The organism is Streptomyces sp. NBC_00873, from assembly GCF_045207415.1.
Taxonomy (GTDB): Bacteria; Actinomycetota; Actinomycetes; order Streptomycetales; family Streptomycetaceae; genus Streptomyces.
Map to the genome: position 1 here is coordinate 1,879,372 of NZ_CP108803.1, position 20,613 is coordinate 1,899,984.

Genomic DNA, 20,613 nt, shown 5'->3' on the forward strand with positions numbered 1-20,613 from the left:
CGAGGAGCGGGGACCCCGTCAACGGGCCGATATGCGGGCGTCAGCGGACAAGCAGCTGGAAATCGAAGGCGTAGCGCGAAGCCCGGTAGATGTGCGAGCCGAATTCGACCGCCCGCCCGGTGTCGTCGTACGTGGTGCGTTCCATGGTCAGCAGCGGCGCGCCCTCGGGCTCGGCGAGCTGTGCCGCCTCCTCGGCCGTGGCGAGGCGGGCGCCCACGGTCTGGCGGGCGCTGTGCAGGGTGACTCCGGCGGCCCGCAGCATCCGGTAGAGGCCGGTGGCCTCCAGTCGTTCGGTGGACAGGTCGACGAGGCCGGCCGGCAGGTGGTTGCGGAGCAGGGCCATCGGTTCGCCGTGCGCGGACCGCAGCCGTTCGACGAGGTGGACCTCGGTGCCTTCCGGGACGCCGAGGGCGGCGGCGGTCGCGGCGGGGGCGGGCTCGACCGTGTTGCGCAGGACGCGGGTGGTGGGGTGCTGCCCGGCCGCCTCCAGGTCGTCGTACAGACTGCTCAGTTCGAGCGGACGCCGGACCTGGCTGTGGACGACCTGGGTGCCCACCCCGCGGCGGCGGACCATCAGCCCTTTGTCGACGAGCGACTGGATGGCCTGGCGGACGGTGGGGCGGGACAGGCCGAGCCGGGCCGCGAGCTCGATCTCGTTGCCGAGGAGGCTGCCGGGGGCGAGCCGGCCCTTCTCGATGGCCGCCTCCAGCTGCTGGGCCAGCTGGTAGTAGAGCGGGACCGGGCTGGTGCGGTCCACGCCGAGTTCGAGGGCGGCGGGGTCGGCGGTGGGTTTGGACACGGCAGGAGCGTAGCTGTCACGTCCGGAGCACCGGTAGTCAGGTCGTCCTGTTGTCCGGACAATTCGGGCGCCCTCGCCTCATCGCGTCGCTCCGCGCGGGAAACCGATGTGACGCCGGAGCCGTACGGGGTGTGGGCGCTGCGGCTCGAGGCATCGAACACACCCCATTTTGTCAGGACATATAGTTGACAGCGCAGCTGGTGGGCGGCACGTTGGGTCCATGCGTATCGGACTCATCGGCACCGGCCGGATCGGTTCCTTCCATGCGGGCGCGCTGGCCCGCCACCCCGAGGTGGACACCCTGGTGGTGACGGACACCGACGGGGCGCGGGCGGCCGGGATCGCGGACCGCATCGGCCACGCGACAGCCGTCGGGTCCGCGGCCGAGGTGCTGGGCGCGGGGGTGGATGCCGTCGTGATCGCCTCGGCCACCTCGGCACACGCGGAGCTGATCGGACTGGCCGCACGGGCGGGCCTGCCGGCGTTCTGCGAGAAGCCCGTCGCACTGGATCTGGCGGGGACGCTGGGCGCCCTGCATGAGGTCGAGCGGGCCGGGAGCGTGCTCCAACTGGGCTTCATGCGCCGCTTCGACGCCGGGTACGGTGCGGCGCGCACCGCCGTGCGGAGCGGGGCGCTGGGCAGGCTCCACACCGTACGGGCCATGACGTCCGATCCGGCGCCGCCGCCCGCCGCGTATCTGCCGCACTCCGGCGGCCTGTTCCGGGACTGTCTGGTCCATGACTTCGACATCCTGCGGTGGGTGACGGGCCGTGAGGTGGTGGAGGTGTACGCCACAGGTTCGGATGCCGGTCCCGCGATGTTCCGGGCGGCGGGCGATGTCGACACGGCGGCGGCATTGCTGACCCTCGACGACTCCACACTGGCGACGGCGACGGCGACCCGGTGCAACGGCGCCGGGTACGACGTACGGATGGAGCTGGCGGGCGAGCTCGACCAGGTCGCGGTCGGTCTGGACGACCGTACGCCGCTGACGTCGGTGGAACCCCAGGGCCTCGCCGCCCCGGCCAAGCCGTGGCCGGGGTTCCTGGAGCGGTTCGCCGCGGCGTACGAGGCGGAACTCGACGCGTTCGTACAGGTGGTGCGGGGCGAGGCGGCCAACCCGTGCGACGGCCGGGAGGCTCTGCACGCGCTGCGGATCGCGGAGGCGTGCGAGCTGTCCCGGCGCGAGCACCGGCCGGTGGCGGTGGCGGAGATCCGCACCGACTGACGGTGCGGGCCCCGCTACCGGACGACCGGCAGCTGCTCGCGGCCCCGGATCAGCATGCCTGTGCGGTCACCGAGCGCGGCGAGATCGACGACATCCGCGGCTTCGGACGCCTCGGTCGCTCGACTGGTCAAGGAGGGGCCCTTCAGCGCGTCTCGGCGGAGAGCACGGTTCCCTGGGCGACCGCGCACAGGGCTTCCGCACCGTCGTCCGCCGCGGCGAACAGATCGCAGCGGACCACCGCCTGGCGACGGCCGGTGTGCACGACGGTGGCGCGGGCGATCAGGGTGCGACCGGTCGCCGGACGGATGTACTGGATCGAGAAGCCACCGGTCAGTACGGCCGGCCCGAGGGTCGTTCCGGCGGCGAAGGTGATCGAGTTGTCGGCGGCGTACGACAGCACGCCGCCGTGCACAAAGCCGTTCTGCTGCTGGAGTTCCTGCCGGATGTCCACTTCGAGGGTGGCGGCGCCGTCCCCGAAGGCGGTGATCCGTGCCCCGACGAGCCCGCTGAACGGCTGGCTGTCGAGGACCTTCTGCGCCATCTGTATGTCAAGTCCGCTCATGACACGCCTTCTTACCTCACCAGCGCACCGGCAGGTGCCGGACCCCTCGGATCAGCATCCCGGGCAGCCAGTCCAGCTCCGCACCGGCCGGGTCGAGTGCGAGATCCGGGCACCGCTCCAGCAGCGTACGGATCGCGATCCGGCCCTCCATCCGGGCCAGCGGCGCCCCCATGCAGAAGTGCATGCCGTGGCCGAAGGCCAGGTGGCCCTGGGCGTCCCGGCGGATGTCGAAGTGGTCCGGGTCCGGGTAGCGAGCGGGGTCGCGGTCGCCACCGGCCAGGGCGACCAGGACCGCCTCGCCCGCAGGAATGGTCCGGTTGCCGATCTCGACCGGCTCTCGGGCGAAGCGGAAGGTGGCGGTCTCCACCGGACCGTCGTACCGGAGCATCTCCTCGACCGCGCCGTCGATCAGACCGAAGTCCGCACGGAGTGCGGCGAGTTGTCCGGGGTGGGCAAGCAGGGCCCGTACCCCGTTGGAGATCAGATTGACGGTGGTCTCATGTCCGGCGACGAGCAGCAGAAAGGCCATGCCGACGAGTTCGTCGGGCGACAGTCCGTCACCCTCCTCGTCCCGCACCCTGATCAGCGCGCTCATCAGGTCGTCGCCGGGCGCGCACCGCTTGTCCTCGATGAGCTCCACGAGATAGGCCCCCATCGCGCGGACCGCTTCGCCTCCGATATCCGCGGACGTCGGGGCGACGATGCCGTTCGACAGCAGGCGGAACCGGTCGCGATCCAGGTCCGGCACGCCGATCAGCTCGCAGATGACGGTCATCGGCAGCGGGAAGGCGAGGGCGTCGACGAGGTCGCCGCGCCCGGCGGGCACCATCGCGTCGAGCAGTTCGTCGGTGATCTGCTGGACCCGTGGCCGCAGCGACTCGATCCTGCGGGCGGTGAACTCGCGGGCGACGAGCTTGCGCAGCCGGGTGTGGTGCGGCGCGTCCATCTCCAGCATGTTGGCGTTGATCGGATCGCCGTCACCGGCCCAGAGGTCGGAGGTCCGCCAGTCCTTGCTGAGCCGTTGGTCGGCGAGGGCCGCGCGGCCCTCCTCGTACCCGACGATCAGCCAGATCCGCTCGGCGTCATCGGAGCGGATGGTGTGCACCGGTCCCTCGGAGCGCAGCTTCGCGTACGTCGGATAGGGATTCGCGGTGAAGTCATGGACCCCGCGAAGATCGATGTCGACTGCGGACACAGTTCAGCCCCTCCCGGCCGGTTCGGTTCGATCGCCCCGGATCGAACCGTCTCAGCGTACGTGGCCCGCGCCGTCGTCCTCCTCGTCGAGCAGCCCCGCGTCGTGAACCAACAGCGCGATCTGGACACGGTTGTTGAAGTCGAGCTTCGCGAGACTCCTTGACCTCGCCGCCGCCCTCTGCTGCCACAAACGACTCCTCCGACTCACCACATAGGACACCGCCTAAGTCCAGCTTGGCGAGGCCCCGTTGGGCTCTCCGTACGGCACTGGCCGGCCGGTGAAGGCGTCCAGGAGGATACGGTCACCGAGCGGCCTCCGCAGCTCGACCTTCACGCTCTGTTCGATCAGCTCGCTGGCGCAGGGACCGCTCCGTGCCCCCGCGACGGAGGCGTACAGCACTACGCTCTCGTCCGTCTCCAGCACGTTGACAACGGGGCCATCGTCGCAGGCTCCGTGTGCGGCCCTCACCGTGATGGACCGGCCGTCTGTCGCCGTCCCGGCCAGTCGGGCGACACGCTGGAGACCGTCGGCAGACCCTTGCCGGGCCTGCCCGATCGGCGACTTGGGCAGCTTCGACGGGGTGACGGCGACGCGCTGGAGTGGGGTGTCGTAGCCCTCCAGCGTGAACAGCCAGGCGGGGACGGTCGCCGTGCCTCGGCTCGTCACGATCGTCGTTTCGCCGAGCCGCGCACCCGTTACGGTCAGCCGGGGGCCATCATCGCGGCCGAGGGCGAACGACTGGTACGCCTTGTTGGCCCCCCACAGCGGACGGGTGAGCGTGTCCCCGTTTCCCCAGTCCACTTTCGCCCGTGCGGATACGGTGGCCGGCAAGTTGCCACGCAGGACGAAGTTCTTGGTCTCGTAGGCCCGCTCATCCGCCGTGTTCTGCCAGCCGGATTCCGGCAGCTGCACCGCGTCGGCCATTGGGTAGTAGCCCTTGCTCCAGGCAAGGGCGGACGAGGAACCCCGCCAGGCGTCGGCCACTTGACCGGCGCGTATCTTCTGCTTCCTTACCGACTGGTTGCTCGCGTGGTCACCGTCGGCACGCAGACTGTCGCCGCAACCGGCAAGAAGGCAGACGGCCAGGAGGGGTGCGAGAAAAAGGCTGACGAGGCGTTTCGCGTGCGTGTGCATGGAGTCCCCTGGGCAGGGTCGACGACGGATTCCCCCTGCTGCAAGCAGGACGGAGAGGTTCTTCAGCGCTAGCAGCGGGCCCGGGTTCACAGCGTCCACTTGGAGGTGGAGCCAGGTTCGCTCATGGCTTCCCGCCGCCTGCGGCATTTCCGTGAGTGCCGCAGGCATTGAGGGAAGGTGTGCGGTTTAGTAGATCTTCAGTCCCTCCAAGGAGGCCACGCACCATACCGGCGCGTACCAACTGGAGCGGTCTGGTTGGGCGTCGGAGTCGCCGCAGGGCTTGTCGGCGTAGCTGCCGCCCGACGCAATACCAAGAGCCGTATCACCGCTGAAGAGGGCTCCTCCGCTGTCGCCATCGACAGTGCAGTTGCTCGCCTCGATCATGTGGCGGAGCGTGGTGCCGTCATCGTAGGTGACCGTCGCATCCGTTGCGAGCACCATGCCCACCAGGTCCAACCGCGCGCTTGTCGCCGAGCTTGCTGGCAACCGCTGCCGCCTTGGCCGGATCGGTGAGCGGCGGCGGCGCCGCTTGGACAGCGGTCGTGGTGGTCAGCGCAATCACTCCGCTGGCCGTCGCCGCGACAAACCCCTGGTATACGTGACGTCTTTGCATCTGTGCGCCCCATTTTCGAAGAACGCGCTTCGGTGATCGGCACGCTCCGGAAAGGATGCCCGGTACACAGTTGCCAGATGGTGAACGTGACATGACAGGTGTGGCGCCGACAGTATGTTGGCTGGATCTCGGAGTCTGTGGCCAAAAGGAGGACATGCTGGACTGGGCGGATGACGTCCTGGCGATGGACGCCACCGTCCTCGAAACGCTCCGAGCGATCTGCGGCGAGCAGAACACACACAAGCTCCGCCTCTACCTCGGTGACCGGGGTGTCCCCGACCCGATGGGCCAGGGCGACGAGGTGTTCAACGAGTGCGCCGTGCTGATCGAGGCGGGCACGGCGCTGCGCATCAACCGACGCCACCCGTAACCCCACGCTGGTCAGCCGGACGCGGCGGACAGGATCACGTCCACGAGCCTGTCCGCCGCGTCCGGCCTCCCGTGCTCCCGGGCCCGCTCCGCCATCGCCGCCCGCCGCGCGGGATCGGTGAGCAGCGGGCCGACCGCGTCCTTCAGCGCGTCGGCGGTGACGCCACCGAGCAACGCGACGGCGGCGCCGGCCTCCTCCAGGTGTCGGGCGTTGTGCGCCTGCTCGTTCCCGGCCGACGTGGCGAGCGGGATGAACACCGCCGGCTTACCCAGCGCGGTCAGCTCGGCGAGCGTCCCGGCCCCGCTGCGGGAGACCACGACGTCGGCGAGCGCCAGGACGTCGGGCTCGGGATCGGCCATGGCCGAGGGCAGCAGCCAGCGGTACTCGGTACGCATCATATCGACAAAACTACTCAAGTGACGGGCTCGTACCGGCCGTGCGGGAGCGGGAAGCCACCAAAGTTGCCGGACCGGATACTTTCGGCGCCGTGCCGCAGACCGGCGGCCGACGCCCTGGCCGGAACGGTCCCGGTCGCAGGGCGTCGGGAGCCCACTCCCTGTCGTGAGGGAGGCCGTAACCGCCCGGCTCAGGGCGCGGAGGCGGCGCGACGCCCCCAGCCCGTTCCGGCGAGGACGAGCACCGCGCCCACCACGCCCAGGACGCCGAGCCGTTCTCCTCCGATGGCGATGCCCGCGGCGGCGGCCCACAGCGGTTCGGTACCGAGCAGCAGGCTGACCCGGGACGGCGAGGTGCGGCGCACCGACCACATCTGCACGAAGAACGCGAAGAGCGTGCAGAAGACGGAGAGGAAGAGCAGCCCGCCCCACTCCCGGACACCGAACTCCGAGGCCACCGCCCACGGCGACGCCCCGGTACCGGGCACGGCGGCGAGCAGGGCGAAGACGGCGACCGCGCTGCCGAGCTGCACGGTGGTGAGCGACAGCGAGTCGGCGTCCTGGACGGACTTGATGCGCGCCATCAGCAGCACGTGGAGGGTACGGGCGAGTGCGGCCACCAGCATCAGCAGATCGCCCACCGAGGGGCTGGTGAAACCGCCGCCCTGGGTCAGCAGCACCACACCGGCGACGGACAGCGCGGCGGCGGCGAGAAAGGCCCGGGGCGGCCGGACCCGGGTCACCGCGGCCTCGGCGAGCGGTGTGAAGATCATGGTGAGGCTGATGATGAGGCCGGCGTTGGTCGCCGAGGTGTGCACGACGCCGTACGTCTCCACCAGGAAGATCCCGCTGAGGACCAGCCCCAGCAGCCCCGCGCCGCGCCACTGCGCCGCGCTGAGCACCCGCAGCCTGCGCCACCCTGTGGCGGCCAGCACGGGCAGCACGATGACGAATCGCAGGACGAGGACCGCGATGACGGTCTGCGTGGTCGTGATGCCCTTGGCGGCGAGATAGCTGGCGCCCCAGACGACCGCGACGAGCAGCACGGGCAGATCGGTGAGCCAGGCCCGGCGCGGTGGTGCGAGGGCGGGCAGGGCGAACGAGGACACCTGTTTTCTCCTGGCACTCGTGGTTCTCGTGACACCCCACAGCGGGAACCACGGGAAGACCGCACCGGCTCACCCGCGGAACGATCACGGTACCGGGAGGTCCACGGCACCGGGAACACCTGTCTCACCGCTCGGGCGCGGCCGGCGGTCGTGCACGGCCATCTCTTCCCACCCCGCTTTCGCCCGGAACTCATCGAGTCCACCCGGCGGAGGCCGTGCGCCCGTAGGCGTCCGTTTCCCGCCGGTCACCACGCGGCGAACGGACTTTCCTTGTCCTTGTCGAAACAGCAGCCCCGACCGGCAAGGAACCCACCATGACCAGCACCGACACCAGGACCGCACTCGTCACCGGCGGCAGCCGCGGCATCGGCGCCGCAACCGCGCTGCGGCTCGCCCAGGACGGCGCCGATGTGGCGCTGACGTATGTCCAGGACGAGGACGGCGCCCGGGAGGTCGTCCAAAAGATCGAGGCGTACGGCCGCCGGGCGCTCGCCCTGCGCGCCGACTCTGCCGACCCCGAGGCGGTCCCGGCGGCGGTGAACGAGGCCGCGGACACGTTCGGCCGGCTCGACATTCTCGTCAACAACGCGGGCATCGGCGTCCTCGGCCCCATCGGCACACTCACCCCGGCCGATGTGGACCGGGTGCTGGCCGTCAATGTCCGGGCGGTGTTCCTCGCCTGCCGGGCGGCGGCCGCGCGGATGGAGCGCGGCGGTCGCATCATCTCCGTCGGTACGGCCCTGAGCAGGCACGCGGGCGGTCCGGGCGCCACGCTCTACGCGATGAGCAAGTCGGCGCTCGCCGGTCTCACCAAACCGCTCGCCCATGAGCTCGGCCCGCGCTCCATCACGGTGAACCTGGTCCAGCCCGGCCCGATCGACACGGACCTGAATCCGGCCGACGGCCCGTACGCCGCCGGACAGCGCGCCGGCACCGCCCTGGACCGCTTCGGTACGACGGCTGAAGTGGCCTCCCTGATCTCCTACTTGGCCGGTGACGAAGCGGCGTTCATCACCGGTACTGAGGTGGTGGTGGACGGCGGCCACGCGGCCTGACCCGTACTCCGCCGGCCGCGCCCTCCCTGTCCCGTGCCTCTGCCCGTCCTACCCTGGTCGGGACGGTTTCGAACGACAAGGGAGATCATGACCGAGACCCCGGTTCACCCCCTCAACGACGGCCGCACCCTCCCCGCCGTCGGACTCGGCACCTGGCCGATGAAGGACGACGCGGCGGAGGCGGCCGTGGCCGGAGCGCTGGGCCTCGGATACCGGCTCATCGACACCGCACTCAATTACCGCAACGAGACCGGCACCGGACGCGGGATCGCCCGCAGCGGTGTGGCGCGCGAGGGCATCGTCGTCACCACCAAGGTTCCGGGCAGGCATCAGGGTTACGAGCAGACCCTGGCGTCGTTCGAGGAGTCCCGGCGCAACCTCGGGCTCGACTACGTGGATCTGTATCTCATCCACTGGCCACTGCCCCGGGTGGATCTGTACGTCGACACCTGGAAGGCGATGATCCAGCTCCGCAAGGACGGGCTGGTGCGCTCGATCGGCGTCTCCAACTTCACCGCGTCCCAGCTCGACCGGCTGGAGCAGGAGACCGGAGTGCTGCCCGCCGTGAACCAGATCGAGATGCATCCGCGTTTCCCGCAGGAGGAGCTGCGGGCCGTGCACGCGGCCAAGGGCATCGTGACCGAGAGCTGGAGCCCGCTGGGCCGCGGCCGCGATCTCCTGGCGGAGCCCGGGCTCGTCGCCGTCGCCGCGGCACACGGGGTGACGCCCGGTCAGGCCGCGCTGCGCTGGCACACCCAGCTGGGGGCGGTCCCGATCCCGAAGTCCGCCGATCCGGGGCGGCAGCGCCAGAATCTGGAGATCTTCGGCTTCGAGCTGACGGCGGACGAACTGGGCAGGATCTCCGCCGGTCCTCGGCGGCGGTACGGCGGAGATCCGGATGTCCACGAGGAGTTCTGAGGCCGACCGGCACATGGGGGGGGTGGGAGAAGGAGCGGGGCGGGGTGCGTGCAGCTGCGAGGCGGAGGATTGAGGCATGGCGAATGGGGCCTCCCCTGCTCGAGCGAAGCCGAGAGCTCGGGGAACATGGTGATTGACGACAACGCGGCAGATGTGCGTGCCCAGCCCCGCGACGCCGCCCCCCGTGTGCCGGTCGGCCTGAACCGTCAGGACACACGGACTACTGACGGCTGGGCGTGAGCTCCGTCATCCGGGACCAACCGTCGCCCGGGACCTCGACATTGATGATCTCCGGGGTCACCGCGACGAGGTCCGCCATCTGGTCCATCGCCGCCGCGAAGTGCTCGGACTTCACATGCGCCTCTCCGGCCTCGGGGGACGCGAACGCCTCCAGGAGCACGAACTGGTCCGGGTTCTCGACGCTGTACGACCACTCGAAGAACACGTTGCCCGGCTCCTGACGGGTGGCGAGGGTGAAGGGCTCGACGGCGGGCAGCCAGTTGTCGCGCTCTTCGCTGTGGACGGTGAACTTGACGGCGATGAAGATCATGACAACTCCTGCTCGGGATGTGCGACGCACTCAGGGTCCCATAAGCCCTGGATGCGGACGCATCGGGCGCACCCGAGGAGGTGGCGGGAGCCGCCGCGCCCGGAGGAGTGGCAGGCGCCGCCACCCGCGAGGGGCGGCAGGGCCGCCCGTCCTCGTCAGCCGCCCAGTTCCCGGTGGCGGGCGGCCAGTCGTGCGGCTCCCTCCTCCGTCAGCGAGCCGAACAGCCGCAGCCGTGAGATACCGCCGTCCGGGAAGATGTCGATCCGGACGTGCGTGGCGCGCACGGCCTCCGGGAGGACGAAGCGGTGGTTCGTGTCGGGCTGCAGCCGGGTCCGCGGCAGGACTTCCGCCCAGTCGCCGCTCCTCCCGTCCCGCACCGAAAGGCTCGCCCAGCCCGCCGAGTTGCCCTTGAGGCAGGCGGTGTCGATCTCGATGGCCCGGATCTCCGCCTGCTCGGCGAGCCGGTAGCGGATCCAGTCGTTGCCCTTGTCGCGGCGGCGTCGGGTCTCCCAGCCGTCGTCCATCTTGCGGGAGCGACCGGGCTGAATGGTGTTGGTGGCCGGGGAGTAGAAGCGGTCGGAGGCGTCCTCGACCTGGCCGCCGTTCTCCAGCGCGGCGAGGTCGAAGGTGGCGAGGGCGGCCAGCCAGGCGGGGTCGGGGGCGACCTCTCCGTAGACCCGGAGGCGGGCGATTCCGCCGTCGGGGTGCTGGTTGACCCGCAGATGGGTGACGCGCCGGCCGGCGTCGACCGCGAAGCCGTTGGCCGCGTGGCCGCCGACGGCCGTACGGGGTATGAGGGTTGTCCACTTCACGTCCGGTGCGAGGAGTTCCTCGGGGGACGGGGAGCCGGGCACGGAGGCCGCTTCGACGGAGACGGCCTGCGGGTAGTTGCCGCGGAAGTGGGCGGTGTCGACGACGATGCCACGTACGACGCCTGGCGCGCCGAGCCGTACCAGCGCCCAGTCGTGGTCCCCGTCCGAGGGGTGCGGCTGCGCGGCACCGATGCCGCGGCGGCGGCGGGTCTCCCAGCCGTCCATGATCTTGCCCTTGTGCCCGAAGTGCTCCGGGTCGAACTCCGCGGGTCCCGGCTTCAGCAGGTTCTCGCGCTCGGCGAAGAACTCGTCGTTGGCTGCGATCACACCCGCGCCGAGCCGCCGGTCGGCGAGATCGACGAGGTGGGTGAAGGGGAAGTCGGCGGTGCGGTAGTCGGCGTACGGGTCGCCGCCTCCGTACGGGTCGGCGTCACCGGTGAAGTGCGCTGTCGCCGTCATGGTCAGTGGTTCCTTTCGAGGAGGCGGCCGGTGGGCTCGGTGAGGACACCGTCGGCTGCGATCCGCTGCCCGCGCAGCCAGGTCGACTTCACGACACCGTGCAGGGTCCTACCGGCGTAGGCGGTGACCTGGTTGCGGTGGAAGAGCTCGGCGGGGTCGACGGTGAAGGTCTCGTCGGGGGCGAGGACCGCGAAGTCGGCGTCGCGCCCGGCCTCGATGACGCCCTTGCGGGTCAGTCCGGCCAGCTCGGCGGGGGCGGCGGACATCCAGCGGACCACGTCGTCGAGCGAGTGGCCGCGCCGGCGCGCCTCGGTCCAGATGGCGGGCAGTCCTAGCTGGAGGGAGGAGATGCCGCCCCAGGCGGAGGCGAAGTCCGGCGTCTTGAGGTCCGCGGTGCAGGGCGAGTGGTCGGAGACGACGCAGTCGATCGTGCCGTCGGCGAGCCCGGCCCAGAGCGCGTCCTGGTTGGCGGCTTCCCGGATCGGCGGGCAGCACTTGAACTCCGTCGCCCCGTCCGGGACCTCCTCTGCGGTGAGGGTGAGGAAGTGCGGGCAGGACTCGACGGTGACGCGTACGCCCTCCCGCTTGGCGGCGGCGATCAGCGGCAGCGCGTCGCTGGACGACAGGTGCAGGACGTGGATGCGCGCGTTCAGCCGCTTGGCGTGCGCGATGAGGCTCTCGATGGCGGTGTTCTCGGCGTCGCGCGGCCGGGAGGCGAGAAAGTCGGCGTAGGCGGGTCCGCTGCGCTGCGGCGCGGCCGCCAGGTGGTGCGGGTCCTCGGCGTGCACGATCAGCAGCCCGTCGAAGCCGGCGATCTCGGCCAGGGAGCGGGCCAGCTGCTCCTGGTCCAGCTCCGGGAACTCCTCGACCCCGGAGGGCGACAGGAAGCACTTGAAGCCGAAGACCCCGGCCTCGTACAGCGGCCGCAGATCCTTCACGTTGGACGGGATCGCGCCACCCCAGAAGCCGGTGTCGATGTGCGCCTTGGCGGCTGCCACCTGCTGCTTGGTACGCAGATGGCCGACGGTGGTGGTCGGCGGGAGGGAGTTGAGGGGCATGTCGAGCAGGGTGGTGATCCCACCCGCCGCGGCGGCGCGGGTGGCGGTCCAGAAGCCTTCCCACTCGGTGCGGCCGGGGTCGTTCACGTGGACATGGGTGTCGACGAGGCCGGGCAGCAGGACGTCGTCGCCGAAGTCCTGGAGCCGGGCACCGGCCGGCACCTCGGTGTCGTACGGCAGGACCGCTTCGATCGTGCCGCCGGCGACGGCCACCGCCGCGGGGCGCGTCCCCTCGGGGGTGACGACGCGCGTCGAGCGCAGTACCAGGTTCACGTCCGCACCGGACACCCGTGCTCCTCACTTCCGCATGGTCGGTGGCTCACGGCCACCGAGGAAATTCAACGAACTGTTGAAGGAGTCTTCACTCGGGATTCCAGCCCGTCAAGACCCCACCTTCCTCGCCGGACAGCAAGCGGACCACTCGCACATCCGACTGGAGATTTCCACAAAGCAAAAGACCAATTTCGAAGGGCGGAACGTAGCATGGACCAGGTGCGGCATCGTGAAACGGTCCGGCTGATCCCGGACACCCGGACAAACAGCCCCTGACCGGCCAGGACGCCGCACCGGGAACAGTGGGCCGACGGGGAACCTCCCGGTAGGCTGCTGCCTTGCCCTTACGCCTCGAAAGGACCGTTGACGTGCCGCCGTCCCACGCCAGCACATCCGACTCCAAACCCGCCGGTTCCAGCGGCGGTGTGCAGTCACTTGAGCGCGCCTTCGATCTGCTGGAACGGATGGCCGACGCCGGGGGCGAGGTCGGGCTCAGCGAACTCTCCGCGAGCAGCGGTCTTCCGTTGCCCACCATTCACCGGCTGATGCGCACCCTGGTCGTCTGCGGCTACGTACGCCAGCAGTCCAACCGGCGCTATGCCCTCGGCCCGCGCCTGATCCGGCTCGGCGAGTCCGCGTCGCGACTGCTCGGAACCTGGGCCCGCCCGTATCTCGCGCGCCTCGTCGAGGAGACCGGCGAGACCGCGAACATGGCGCTGCTCGACGGCGACGAGATGGTCTACGTCGCCCAGGTGCCGTCGAAGCACTCGATGCGAATGTTCACCGAGGTCGGCCGCCGGGTGCTCCCCCACTCCACCGGGGTGGGCAAGGCGCTGCTCGCGCACACCCCGCCGGAGGAGGTACGGGCGCTGCTGGCCCGCACCGGAATGCCGGCCGCCACCGAGAAGACGATCACCTCCCCGGACGGTTTCCTGGACGCGCTCGACCAGGTCCGCCGGGCGGGCTATGCGGTCGACGACAACGAGCAGGAGATAGGGGTCCGCTGCCTGGCGGTCTCCGTACCCAACTCCCCCACCTCGGCCGCGATCTCGATCTCGGGCCCGGCGGGACGGGTGACGGAGGCGGCGACGGAACGGATCGTGCCGATCCTGCAGCAGGTCGCGAAGGAACTGTCCGACGCGCTGGCCAGCAGCGGTCCGACCGGCTGAGAGGCTGTCGGGCTACCTCTGATCGGACGGTCGAAGGTGGCCCGACAGCCTCTGAGACCACACGGACGCAGCGGTGCCCGCCGGGCAAAAACCCGACGGGCACCGACATGTTCGGGTCAGCTGAGCACCGCTTCCGTCAGCCGCCCGTCCCGCATCACCACCGTCCGGTCCGCCCGTTCCAGATGCGTCCGGTCGTGGGTGACCAGCACGGTCGCCGTCGACCGTTCCCGGGTCAGCGCGATCAGCAGGTCCAGCACCGCCGCGCCGCGCTCATGGTCGAGAGCGCTCGTCGGTTCGTCGACCAGGAGTACCGCCGGATCGTTCATCAGCGCCCGCGCGATATTGATGCGCTGGCGCTGGCCGCCCGACAGCTGGTGCGGCCTGCGGTCCGCCTTGTCGGCCAGACCGACCGAGTCGAGGAGCTCCAGCGCCCGCCCGCGGGCGCCGCGTGTGGTGCCGCCCGACAGATGCGTCATCACCTGAAGCTGTTCGGCGGCGGTCAGCGACGGCAGCAGGTTCGGCTGCTGGAAGACGATGCCGATGCGTTCGCGGCGCAGCGCCGCCTTCTCCGCGCGTCCGAGCCCCGCCGTCTCCCGGCCTGCGACCACGACCCGCCCCTCGTCCGGCGTGACCAGCGTCGCGGCCACCGCGAGGAGGCTGGACTTGCCGGAGCCGGACGGTCCGACGACCGCGGTGAGCGAGCCCTCGGGAACGTCGAGCGAGACCCGGTCGAGTGCGGTGAGCCGGCCGTCGCCGTCGGGGTAGGTGAGGGTGACATCGGCGAGGGTGAGGGTCATCGGGCACTCCCGAGTGCGGTGAGCGGGTCGACGGCGGTGATCCGCCGGATGGACAGCGCCGCCCCCAGGGCACCGAGGGCGATCATGACGGCCGCCGGAACGAGGACGGTCGCGGCGTCGAGGACGAACGGCACGGCCCCGCCGCTGACCACCGCGCCGATGCCCGAGGCGAGCGCGGTGCCCAGTCCTGTACCGATCGCGAGCATCACGACGGCCTGCCCGAGCGCGTCGCGCAGAAGGTACGGGGTGGAGGCGCCGAGCGCCTTGAGAACGGCGACGTCGCCGCTGCGCTGGATCGTCCAGACGGTGAAGAAGGCGCCGATCACCAGGGCCGAGATGGCGAAGAGGAAGCCGCGCATCAGCTGGAGCGAGCCGTTCTCGGCCTGGTAGGAGCCGATGCCGGTGAGTGAATCACCGAGGGAGAGCGTGCTGGTGCCCGCCGCCTTGTCACCGGCGGCGAGGTCGGCGCCGGTAGTGGTCAGGGCGATCACCGTGGCGTGCGGCGTGCCGCCCGCCCCGCCGTCCGCGAAGCGCTGCCAGTCGTCGAGCGAGGTCCACACGACCGGCGTATGGCTGTACGAGGCATCTCCCGCGACCGCCGCCACACGCACCTCGACGCGGCCGAGTCGCACCCGGTCACCGGCGGCCGCCCCGAGCTCGTCGGCGGCCTGCTCGGAGAGCACGACCCTCCCCGGGGCGACGCGCGCTCCGCCGGCCGTCGGGGCCAGGCCCGAGTCCGGCTCGACACCGAACGCCGACACTGCGGCCGTCTGCTTCCCCCGAACGGCGGCGGCGTTGAGCGTACGGATGCCGAGGGGCTGCGCGGCACTGACACCGGGCTGCTTCGCCCAGCTCCGCCACGCGCTCTCCCCGACGGTCGAGTTGGTGAAGGACACCGACTGGCCGTCGGGCGGGGCGGCGAACGCGAGGTGATCGGCGTTCAGTCCCGTGACGGCCGAGGTGTTCTCCCTGGCCAGACCGGCCGTAAGACCGGACAACAAGCCCACGAGCAGCGTGATCAGCACCACGACCGTGCCCATGAGCGCGAACCGGCCCCTTGCGAACCGGAGATCTCTCCATGCGACGAACATGACTCCAGCCTCGGTCGGCCGGTCCGCGAAAACATCGCACGCCGGAGGGGTCTGACATCAACCTTTCGATTGACCGGTCGCGGACGCCGCGCGTCTACGCTGGAACACATCATGGATTCGCGTTCGCACACCCCGGTCGCCGCCGCGCTGCGGCTCTGTCTGCACGCACTGCTGCTGGGACTGCTGGCGCTCTCCGCGGTGCCGGCCGTAAGACACGGCACATCGAGCGCGCCCGCCGTCGTCGCGCTCGCCTGCGTCATGGCCGCTGTCTACGCGGCGGGCGCGCTCGCCCCCGCCGTGCAGCCGCAGAACCGGGCGGCCGCCCTGTGGCTGTCGCTCCTCGGGGCGCTCTGGCTCGCTCTTCTCGTCCTCTCGCCGGACGCCCTGTGGCTGGCCTTCCCGCTGTACTTCCTGCAGCTGCATCTGCTGCCGATGCGCTGGAGTCTGCCCGCCGTCGTCGTCACCGCGGCAGCTGCCATCACCGGCTTTGTGCTGCACGGCGGGCCGATCACGCCCGGCGCGTTCATCGGGCCGCTGCTCGGTGCGGCGGTCGCGATCGCCACGGTCCTCGGGTACGACGCGTTGTTCCGGGAGAGCGAGCGGCGCCGCGAGCTGATCGAGGAGCTGGTCTCGACCCGGGCGGAGCTGGCCGTCGCCGAGCGCACGGCGGGAACGCTCGCCGAACGCGAGCGGCTGGCCCGCGAGATCCACGACACGCTGGCGCAGGGCCTGTCCAGCATTCAGCTGCTGCTGCGCGCCGCCGAACGCACCCTTCCGCCGGACGCACCCGCCACCGCGCACGTGCGCCGGGCCCGCGAGGCCGCGCAGGACAATCTCGCCGAGGCCCGCCGCTTCGTACGCGCTCTCTCCCCGCCCGATCTGGAGAACGGTTCGCTCGCGGGCGCCCTCGAACGCCTCTGCGCGCGCACCACCGGACCGGATCTGGCGGTGCAGTTCGCGGTCAGCGGGACGCCGGTGGAGCTGCCGACGCCGTACGAAGTGGCGCTGCTCCGTACTGCCCAGTCGGCGCTGGCCAACACGGTGCAGCACGCCGGAGCCCGGCGTGCTGAGATCACGCTGAGCTTCATGGACACCTCGGTGTCGCTGGACGTCGTGGACGACGGCGGTGGCTTCTCGCCGGGCGCACCCACGGTCACGAGGGCCACGGAGACCGGCGGTTTCGGTCTCCCCGCCATGCGGTCCCGGGCCCGTTCGCTCGGCGGCACGCTGAGTGTCGAATCGGCCCCCGGCCAGGGCACCGCCCTGGCGCTCACCCTCCCCCTCCCGCTGCCCGGGCACGAAGAGAGGTCCGCCGCATGACCGCCACCCCCATCCGTCTGCTGCTCGCCGACGACCATCCGGTGGTGCGTGCGGGGCTGCGGGCCGTCCTCGACACCGAACCGGACTTCCGCGTGGTCGCCGAGGCCGACACCGCCGAGCGGGCCGTGGCGCTCGCGGCGACCGGCGAGTTCGACGTCGTACTGATGGATCTCCAGTTCGGGGCGGGCCTGCACGGCTCGGAGGCCACCGCGGCGATCACCGCGGTGCCCGACGCACCCCGGGTCCTGATCCTCACCACCTACGACACGGACGCCGACATCCTGGCGGCCGTGGAGGCGGGCGCGAGCGGCTACCTCCTCAAGGACGCCCCGCCCGAGGAGCTGGCGGCAGCGGTACGCACCGCGGCGGCCGGCCGCTCGGCGCTCGCCCCGGCCGTCGCACACCGGCTGATGGACCGCATGCGGACGCCCGCGGAGGCCCTGACGAAGCGCGAGCTGGAGGTGCTGCAACTGGTCGGTGAGGGACTGTCGAACCTGCAGATCAGCAAGGCGCTGTTCCTCAGCCAGGCGACGGTGAAGTCCCATCTGGTGCACATCTACGCCAAATTGGGCGTCGACTCCCGCACGTCGGCGGTCGCTGCGGCAACGGCGCGCCGCCTCATCCGCCGCTGACCCCCTGCGCGCGCTCTCCCCTCCCGTACGTCAGCGGCGCGGCGGCTCGCCGAAGAGATCCACGGCGACCCGCACGTCCCTGAGCGCGGATGCCAGTGCGCTGACCGAGCCGACCGCCCCCGCGATCAGCAGCAGTGAGCGGCGCAGCCGCGGAATCTCGGGCACACCAGTGACCGCCATCGCGTCCAGGGCCGCCAGTTCGTCCTCGGCGATCCCGCGGTCGGGGAACTCCGCGGGATGCCCCGCCAGCTCACGGCGGAGCCGGGAGACGGCCGTCCGCAACTCCGTCACCCTCGGGTCCTCGCCACCGCTGGTCACCCGTGTCTGCCCCATGCTTCGCAACAAAGCACTCCCCCTCGCACATCTTTGTGCCGGTGTTTCAGCCATGCCCCGGACCGTGGTCAGGTCTCCGGGGGTGCGCGCAAGTTAACGCCATGAAAGGTGCCGTGCGCCACTCCAGGGACAGAATTCAGGGTGACCACGAGGGAGCCCCTAGGGGATGCGGGCCGGGCCACGGGCCGGTCGGGTAGGAATTCATCGGCGTGGTGAGGTATCCAAAGCCTCATGGCTCATTCATCTCACCCCGTCATCGCAGGTCTGCTGCTCGCCGCAGGCGGTGGCCAACGGCTCGGCGGCCGGCCGAAGGCGTTGCTGGAACACCGCGGGCGGCCGCTCGTCGAGCACGCCATACGCATTCTGCGGGAGGGCGGCTGCGACCCCGTCCATGTGGTGCTCGGCGCCGCAGCGGACGAGGTTCGGGAGCGGGCGGACCTCTCGGGATGCGCGGTGACCGTCAACCCGCAATGGCCGGAAGGCATGGGTTCCTCACTGCGGGCAGGGCTCGGCACGCTCTCCGGAACGGAGGCGGACGCGGCGCTCGTCCTCCTCGTCGACCAGCCGGGCATCGGTGCGCAGGCGGTGGCGCGGGTCCGGTCGGCGTACCGCTCCCGGGTGACGCTGGCGGCAGCCTCGTACGACGGGGAGCGCGGCCATCCGGTGCTGTTCGGTGCCGACCGGTGGGCGGACATCGCGGCGGGCGCCGTGGGTGACCAGGGGGCGCGTGCGTATCTGCGGGCGCACCGCGATGCGATCACCCTCGTCGAGTGTTCCGATGTGGCGGAGGCGTACGACATCGACACCACGGAGGACCTGAGGCACCTCGGCTGAACGGGCTGTACGCGCGCCGGCACGCTGCGCCGACCCCACCCCACTTGTGTCGACCCGGAGAATCTCGACATCAACAAACCATTGAACTTCCACCATGAGGAAACTACTATCCACTGGTCAGAAGCGCTCTGTACCCCAGACGGCGCCCACGGCCGTATCCCGGAGCCCTGGCACGCCGTGCCGTTGAGGCGACCCGGCGGCCGCGAAGGCGCCGCCCGCACCGCCCGCTGAAGGAGTGACAGCTCATGTCCGCACCAGCGCCGTCCCCGCTGGCCATCGTCGATGCCGAACCCCTGCCCCGGCAGGACGAGGTCCTGACCGACGCGGCCCTCGCGTTCGTGGCCGAGCTGCACCGGCAGTTCACGCCCCGCCGTGACGAGCTGCTCGCCCGCCGCGCCGAGCGCCGCGCCGAGATCGCCCGCACCTCCACGCTGGACTTCCTGCCCGAAACGGCAGCGATCCGCGCGGACGACTCCTGGAAGGTCGCCCCGGCCGCGGCCGCGCTGAACGACCGCCGGGTGGAGATCACCGGTCCGACCGACCGCAAGATGACCATCAACGCCCTGAACTCGGGCGCCAAGGTCTGGCTCGCCGACTTCGAGGACGCGTCCGCCCCCACGTGGGAGAACGTCATCCTCGGCCAGCTCAATCTGATCGACGCCTACGAGCGCCGCATCGACTTCACGGACCCCAGGTCCGGCAAGTCGTACGCCCTGGGGCCCGCCGACGAGCTCGCCACGGTCGTCACCCGCCCCCGCGGCTGGCACCTGAACGAGCGTCACCTCCAGCTCGACGGCGCCCCGGTGCCGGGCGCGCTGGTCGACTTCGGCCTCTACTTCTTCCACAACGCCCAGCGCCTCATCGACCTCGGCAAGGGCCCCTACTTCTACCTCCCGAAGACGGAGTCGCACCTGGAGGCCCGCCTCTGGAACGACATCTTCGTCTTCGCCCAGAACTATGTCGGCATCCCGCAGGGCACGGTCCGCGCGACCGTCCTGATCGAGACGATCACCGCTGCGTACGAGATGGAGGAGATCCTCTACGAACTCCGCGACCACGCCTCCGGGCTGAACGCGGGCCGCTGGGACTACCTCTTCTCCATCGTCAAGAACTTCCGTGACGGCGGCTCGAAGTTCGTCCTGCCGGACCGCAACGCGGTGACGATGACCGCCCCGTTCATGCGCGCGTACACGGAACTCCTCGTCCACACCTGTCACAAGCGCGGTGCACACGCGATCGGCGGCATGGCGGCATTCATCCCGTCCCGCCGTGACGCCGAGGTCAACAAGGTCGCCTTCGAGAAGGTCAAGGCCGACAAGGACCGCGAGGCGAACGACGGCTTCGACGGCTCCTGGGTCGCCCACCCGGACCTCGTCCCGATCGCCATGGCCTCCTTCGATGCGGTCCTCGGCGAGAAGCCGAACCAGAAGGACCGTCTGCGCGAGGACGTCTCCGTGGCGCCGGGCGACCTGATCGCCATCGACACCCTGGACGCCAAGCCCACGTACGACGGCCTGCGCAACGCCGTCGCCGTCGGCCTCCGCTACATCGAGGCGTGGCTGCGCGGCATGGGCGCCGTCGCCATCTTCAACCTGATGGAGGACGCCGCCACCGCGGAGATCTCCCGCTCGCAGATCTGGCAGTGGATCAACGCGGACGTGGTCTTCGAGAACGGCGAGCACGCCACGGCGGACCTGGCCCGCAAGGTCGCCGCCGAGGAACTCGCCGCGATCCGCAAGGAGATCGGCGAGGAGGCGTTCACGTCGGGCAAGTGGCAGCAGGCCCACGACCTGCTCCTCCAGGTGTCGCTGGACCAGGACTACGCGGACTTCCTCACGCTGCCGGCGTACGAGCAGTTGGTCTGAGCCGCTCCGACTCCGTAGTGCTTTCCGCCCCCGGTACCGCAC

Annotated in this window: 21 protein-coding genes and 2 pseudogenes; 9 read left to right on the forward strand and 14 right to left on the reverse strand. The window is 70.8% G+C overall.

The window, feature by feature from the left end:
- Positions 1 to 40: 40 nt before the first annotated feature.
- Complete coding sequence (locus OH809_RS08555; RefSeq protein WP_406422982.1) at positions 41 to 799, reverse strand: GntR family transcriptional regulator; 759 nt, start codon at positions 797 to 799, stop codon at positions 41 to 43.
- A 220-nt stretch (positions 800 to 1,019) separates the two neighbouring features.
- Here OH809_RS08555 and OH809_RS08560 point away from each other — a divergent pair, with 220 nt between their 5' ends.
- The gene (locus OH809_RS08560; RefSeq protein ID WP_406514980.1) at positions 1,020 to 2,027 is read left to right on the forward strand and encodes a Gfo/Idh/MocA family oxidoreductase; all 1,008 of its coding nucleotides are present in this window, start codon (positions 1,020 to 1,022) and stop codon (positions 2,025 to 2,027) included.
- Between the two features lie 142 nt (positions 2,028 to 2,169).
- On the opposite strand, the gene OH809_RS08565 is transcribed toward OH809_RS08560, so the two are convergent.
- The 5 genes and pseudogenes from OH809_RS08565 to OH809_RS08585 all read right to left on the reverse strand — a co-directional run bounded on the left by OH809_RS08565 (position 2,170) and on the right by OH809_RS08585 (position 5,374).
- Complete coding sequence (locus tag OH809_RS08565) at positions 2,170 to 2,589, reverse strand: PaaI family thioesterase (protein ID WP_406422980.1); 420 nt, start codon at positions 2,587 to 2,589, stop codon at positions 2,170 to 2,172.
- Positions 2,590 to 2,605: 16 nt separating this feature from the next.
- Complete coding sequence (locus OH809_RS08570) at positions 2,606 to 3,784, reverse strand: cytochrome P450 (RefSeq protein ID WP_406514981.1); 1,179 nt, start codon at positions 3,782 to 3,784, stop codon at positions 2,606 to 2,608.
- 51 nt (positions 3,785 to 3,835) lie between these two features.
- Positions 3,836 to 3,946: pseudogene (locus OH809_RS08575) on the reverse strand (DNA-binding response regulator); the annotation flags it as partial.
- Positions 3,947 to 4,006: 60 nt separating this feature from the next.
- Complete coding sequence (locus OH809_RS08580) at positions 4,007 to 4,918, reverse strand: hypothetical protein (protein WP_406514982.1); 912 nt, start codon at positions 4,916 to 4,918, stop codon at positions 4,007 to 4,009.
- Positions 4,919 to 5,104: 186 nt separating this feature from the next.
- Positions 5,105 to 5,374, reverse strand: coding sequence for a trypsin-like serine protease (locus OH809_RS08585; RefSeq protein WP_406514983.1), 270 nt, complete (start codon positions 5,372 to 5,374; stop codon positions 5,105 to 5,107).
- Between the two features lie 311 nt (positions 5,375 to 5,685).
- Between OH809_RS08585 and OH809_RS08590 the strand changes: the two genes are divergently transcribed.
- On the forward strand, positions 5,686 to 5,901 hold the full coding sequence (locus tag OH809_RS08590; RefSeq protein ID WP_406514984.1) for a hypothetical protein: 216 nt from the start codon (positions 5,686 to 5,688) through the stop codon (positions 5,899 to 5,901).
- 11 nt (positions 5,902 to 5,912) lie between these two features.
- On the opposite strand, the pseudogene OH809_RS08595 reads toward OH809_RS08590, so the two are convergent.
- Positions 5,913 to 6,248: pseudogene (locus OH809_RS08595) on the reverse strand (glycosyltransferase); the annotation flags it as partial.
- Between the two features lie 239 nt (positions 6,249 to 6,487).
- Complete coding sequence (locus tag OH809_RS08600; RefSeq protein ID WP_406514985.1) at positions 6,488 to 7,405, reverse strand: DMT family transporter; 918 nt, start codon at positions 7,403 to 7,405, stop codon at positions 6,488 to 6,490.
- A gap of 314 nt (positions 7,406 to 7,719) precedes the next feature.
- On the opposite strand from OH809_RS08600, the gene OH809_RS08605 reads away from it, so the two are divergent.
- Both OH809_RS08605 and OH809_RS08610 read left to right on the forward strand, forming a co-directional pair.
- A complete protein-coding gene (locus tag OH809_RS08605; RefSeq protein WP_406514986.1) occupies positions 7,720 to 8,460 on the forward strand; it encodes an SDR family NAD(P)-dependent oxidoreductase in 741 nt (246 codons plus the stop codon).
- Between the two features lie 87 nt (positions 8,461 to 8,547).
- Entirely contained in the window at positions 8,548 to 9,378 is an 831-nt protein-coding gene (locus tag OH809_RS08610) for an aldo/keto reductase (protein ID WP_406514987.1), read from the forward strand.
- 220 nt (positions 9,379 to 9,598) lie between these two features.
- Here the strand turns inward: OH809_RS08610 and OH809_RS08615 are convergent, their stop codons facing one another.
- The 3 genes from OH809_RS08615 to allB all read right to left on the reverse strand — a co-directional run bounded on the left by OH809_RS08615 (position 9,599) and on the right by allB (position 12,545).
- Positions 9,599 to 9,928, reverse strand: a complete 330-nt coding sequence (locus OH809_RS08615) for a putative quinol monooxygenase (RefSeq protein WP_406422976.1) — start codon at positions 9,926 to 9,928, stop codon at positions 9,599 to 9,601.
- A gap of 155 nt (positions 9,929 to 10,083) precedes the next feature.
- Positions 10,084 to 11,199 (reverse strand): allantoicase, encoded by a 1,116-nt coding sequence (alc, locus tag OH809_RS08620; protein ID WP_406514988.1) that lies wholly within the window; start codon positions 11,197 to 11,199, stop codon positions 10,084 to 10,086.
- 2 nt (positions 11,200 to 11,201) lie between these two features.
- Positions 11,202 to 12,545, reverse strand: a complete 1,344-nt coding sequence (gene allB / locus OH809_RS08625; RefSeq protein WP_406514989.1) for an allantoinase AllB — start codon at positions 12,543 to 12,545, stop codon at positions 11,202 to 11,204.
- Positions 12,546 to 12,898: 353 nt separating this feature from the next.
- Here allB and OH809_RS08630 point away from each other — a divergent pair, with 353 nt between their 5' ends.
- Entirely contained in the window at positions 12,899 to 13,699 is an 801-nt protein-coding gene (locus OH809_RS08630) for an IclR family transcriptional regulator (protein ID WP_406422973.1), read from the forward strand.
- A gap of 116 nt (positions 13,700 to 13,815) precedes the next feature.
- On the opposite strand, the gene OH809_RS08635 is transcribed toward OH809_RS08630, so the two are convergent.
- Positions 13,816 to 14,496, reverse strand: coding sequence for an ABC transporter ATP-binding protein (locus OH809_RS08635; RefSeq protein ID WP_406422972.1), 681 nt, complete (start codon positions 14,494 to 14,496; stop codon positions 13,816 to 13,818).
- Complete coding sequence (locus OH809_RS08640; protein ID WP_406422971.1) at positions 14,493 to 15,587, reverse strand: ABC transporter permease; 1,095 nt, start codon at positions 15,585 to 15,587, stop codon at positions 14,493 to 14,495. Before OH809_RS08640 ends, OH809_RS08635 begins: the two co-directional genes overlap by 4 nt.
- Positions 15,588 to 15,698: 111 nt before the next feature.
- On the opposite strand from OH809_RS08640, the gene OH809_RS08645 reads away from it, so the two are divergent.
- Together OH809_RS08645 and OH809_RS08650 are read left to right on the forward strand one after the other, a co-directional pair.
- Positions 15,699 to 16,907, forward strand: a complete 1,209-nt coding sequence (locus OH809_RS08645; RefSeq protein ID WP_406422970.1) for a sensor histidine kinase — start codon at positions 15,699 to 15,701, stop codon at positions 16,905 to 16,907.
- Positions 16,904 to 17,539 carry a response regulator transcription factor gene (locus tag OH809_RS08650; RefSeq protein WP_366135828.1) on the forward strand — a complete coding sequence of 212 codons (636 nt, stop codon included), beginning with the start codon at positions 16,904 to 16,906 and terminating at the stop codon, positions 17,537 to 17,539. The genes OH809_RS08645 and OH809_RS08650 overlap by 4 nt, the downstream gene beginning before the upstream one ends.
- 30 nt (positions 17,540 to 17,569) lie before the next feature.
- On the opposite strand, the gene OH809_RS08655 is transcribed toward OH809_RS08650, so the two are convergent.
- Entirely contained in the window at positions 17,570 to 17,872 is a 303-nt protein-coding gene (locus OH809_RS08655) for a DUF5955 family protein (RefSeq protein ID WP_406422969.1), read from the reverse strand.
- 231 nt (positions 17,873 to 18,103) lie between these two features.
- Here OH809_RS08655 and OH809_RS08660 point away from each other — a divergent pair, with 231 nt between their 5' ends.
- Both OH809_RS08660 and aceB read left to right on the forward strand, forming a co-directional pair.
- Positions 18,104 to 18,706 (forward strand): NTP transferase domain-containing protein, encoded by a 603-nt coding sequence (locus tag OH809_RS08660; RefSeq protein WP_406422968.1) that lies wholly within the window; start codon positions 18,104 to 18,106, stop codon positions 18,704 to 18,706.
- A gap of 245 nt (positions 18,707 to 18,951) precedes the next feature.
- Entirely contained in the window at positions 18,952 to 20,571 is a 1,620-nt protein-coding gene (aceB, locus tag OH809_RS08665; RefSeq protein WP_406514990.1) for a malate synthase A, read from the forward strand.
- Positions 20,572 to 20,613 lie beyond the last annotated feature (42 nt).

Bases quoted from the DNA above. Each gene is read 5' to 3' on its own strand.
- OH809_RS08605 (WP_406514986.1), top strand. From the start codon at position 7,720: ATGACCAGCACCGACACCAGGACCGCACTCGTCACCGGCGGCAGCCGC.
- OH809_RS08590 (WP_406514984.1), top strand. From the start codon at position 5,686: ATGCTGGACTGGGCGGATGACGTCCTGGCGATGGACGCCACCGTCCTC.
- OH809_RS08650 (WP_366135828.1), top strand. From the start codon at position 16,904: ATGACCGCCACCCCCATCCGTCTGCTGCTCGCCGACGACCATCCGGTG.
- OH809_RS08580 (WP_406514982.1), bottom strand. From the start codon at position 4,918: ATGCACACGCACGCGAAACGCCTCGTCAGCCTTTTTCTCGCACCCCTC.
- OH809_RS08640 (WP_406422971.1), bottom strand. From the start codon at position 15,587: ATGTTCGTCGCATGGAGAGATCTCCGGTTCGCAAGGGGCCGGTTCGCG.
- OH809_RS08560 (WP_406514980.1), top strand. From the start codon at position 1,020: ATGCGTATCGGACTCATCGGCACCGGCCGGATCGGTTCCTTCCATGCG.
- OH809_RS08645 (WP_406422970.1), top strand. From the start codon at position 15,699: ATGGATTCGCGTTCGCACACCCCGGTCGCCGCCGCGCTGCGGCTCTGT.
- alc (WP_406514988.1), bottom strand. From the start codon at position 11,199: ATGACGGCGACAGCGCACTTCACCGGTGACGCCGACCCGTACGGAGGC.
- aceB (WP_406514990.1), top strand. From the start codon at position 18,952: ATGTCCGCACCAGCGCCGTCCCCGCTGGCCATCGTCGATGCCGAACCC.
- OH809_RS08655 (WP_406422969.1), bottom strand. From the start codon at position 17,872: ATGGGGCAGACACGGGTGACCAGCGGTGGCGAGGACCCGAGGGTGACG.
- OH809_RS08635 (WP_406422972.1), bottom strand. From the start codon at position 14,496: ATGACCCTCACCCTCGCCGATGTCACCCTCACCTACCCCGACGGCGAC.
- OH809_RS08610 (WP_406514987.1), top strand. From the start codon at position 8,548: ATGACCGAGACCCCGGTTCACCCCCTCAACGACGGCCGCACCCTCCCC.
- OH809_RS08615 (WP_406422976.1), bottom strand. From the start codon at position 9,928: ATGATCTTCATCGCCGTCAAGTTCACCGTCCACAGCGAAGAGCGCGAC.
- OH809_RS08660 (WP_406422968.1), top strand. From the start codon at position 18,104: ATGGCTCATTCATCTCACCCCGTCATCGCAGGTCTGCTGCTCGCCGCA.
- OH809_RS08565 (WP_406422980.1), bottom strand. From the start codon at position 2,589: ATGAGCGGACTTGACATACAGATGGCGCAGAAGGTCCTCGACAGCCAG.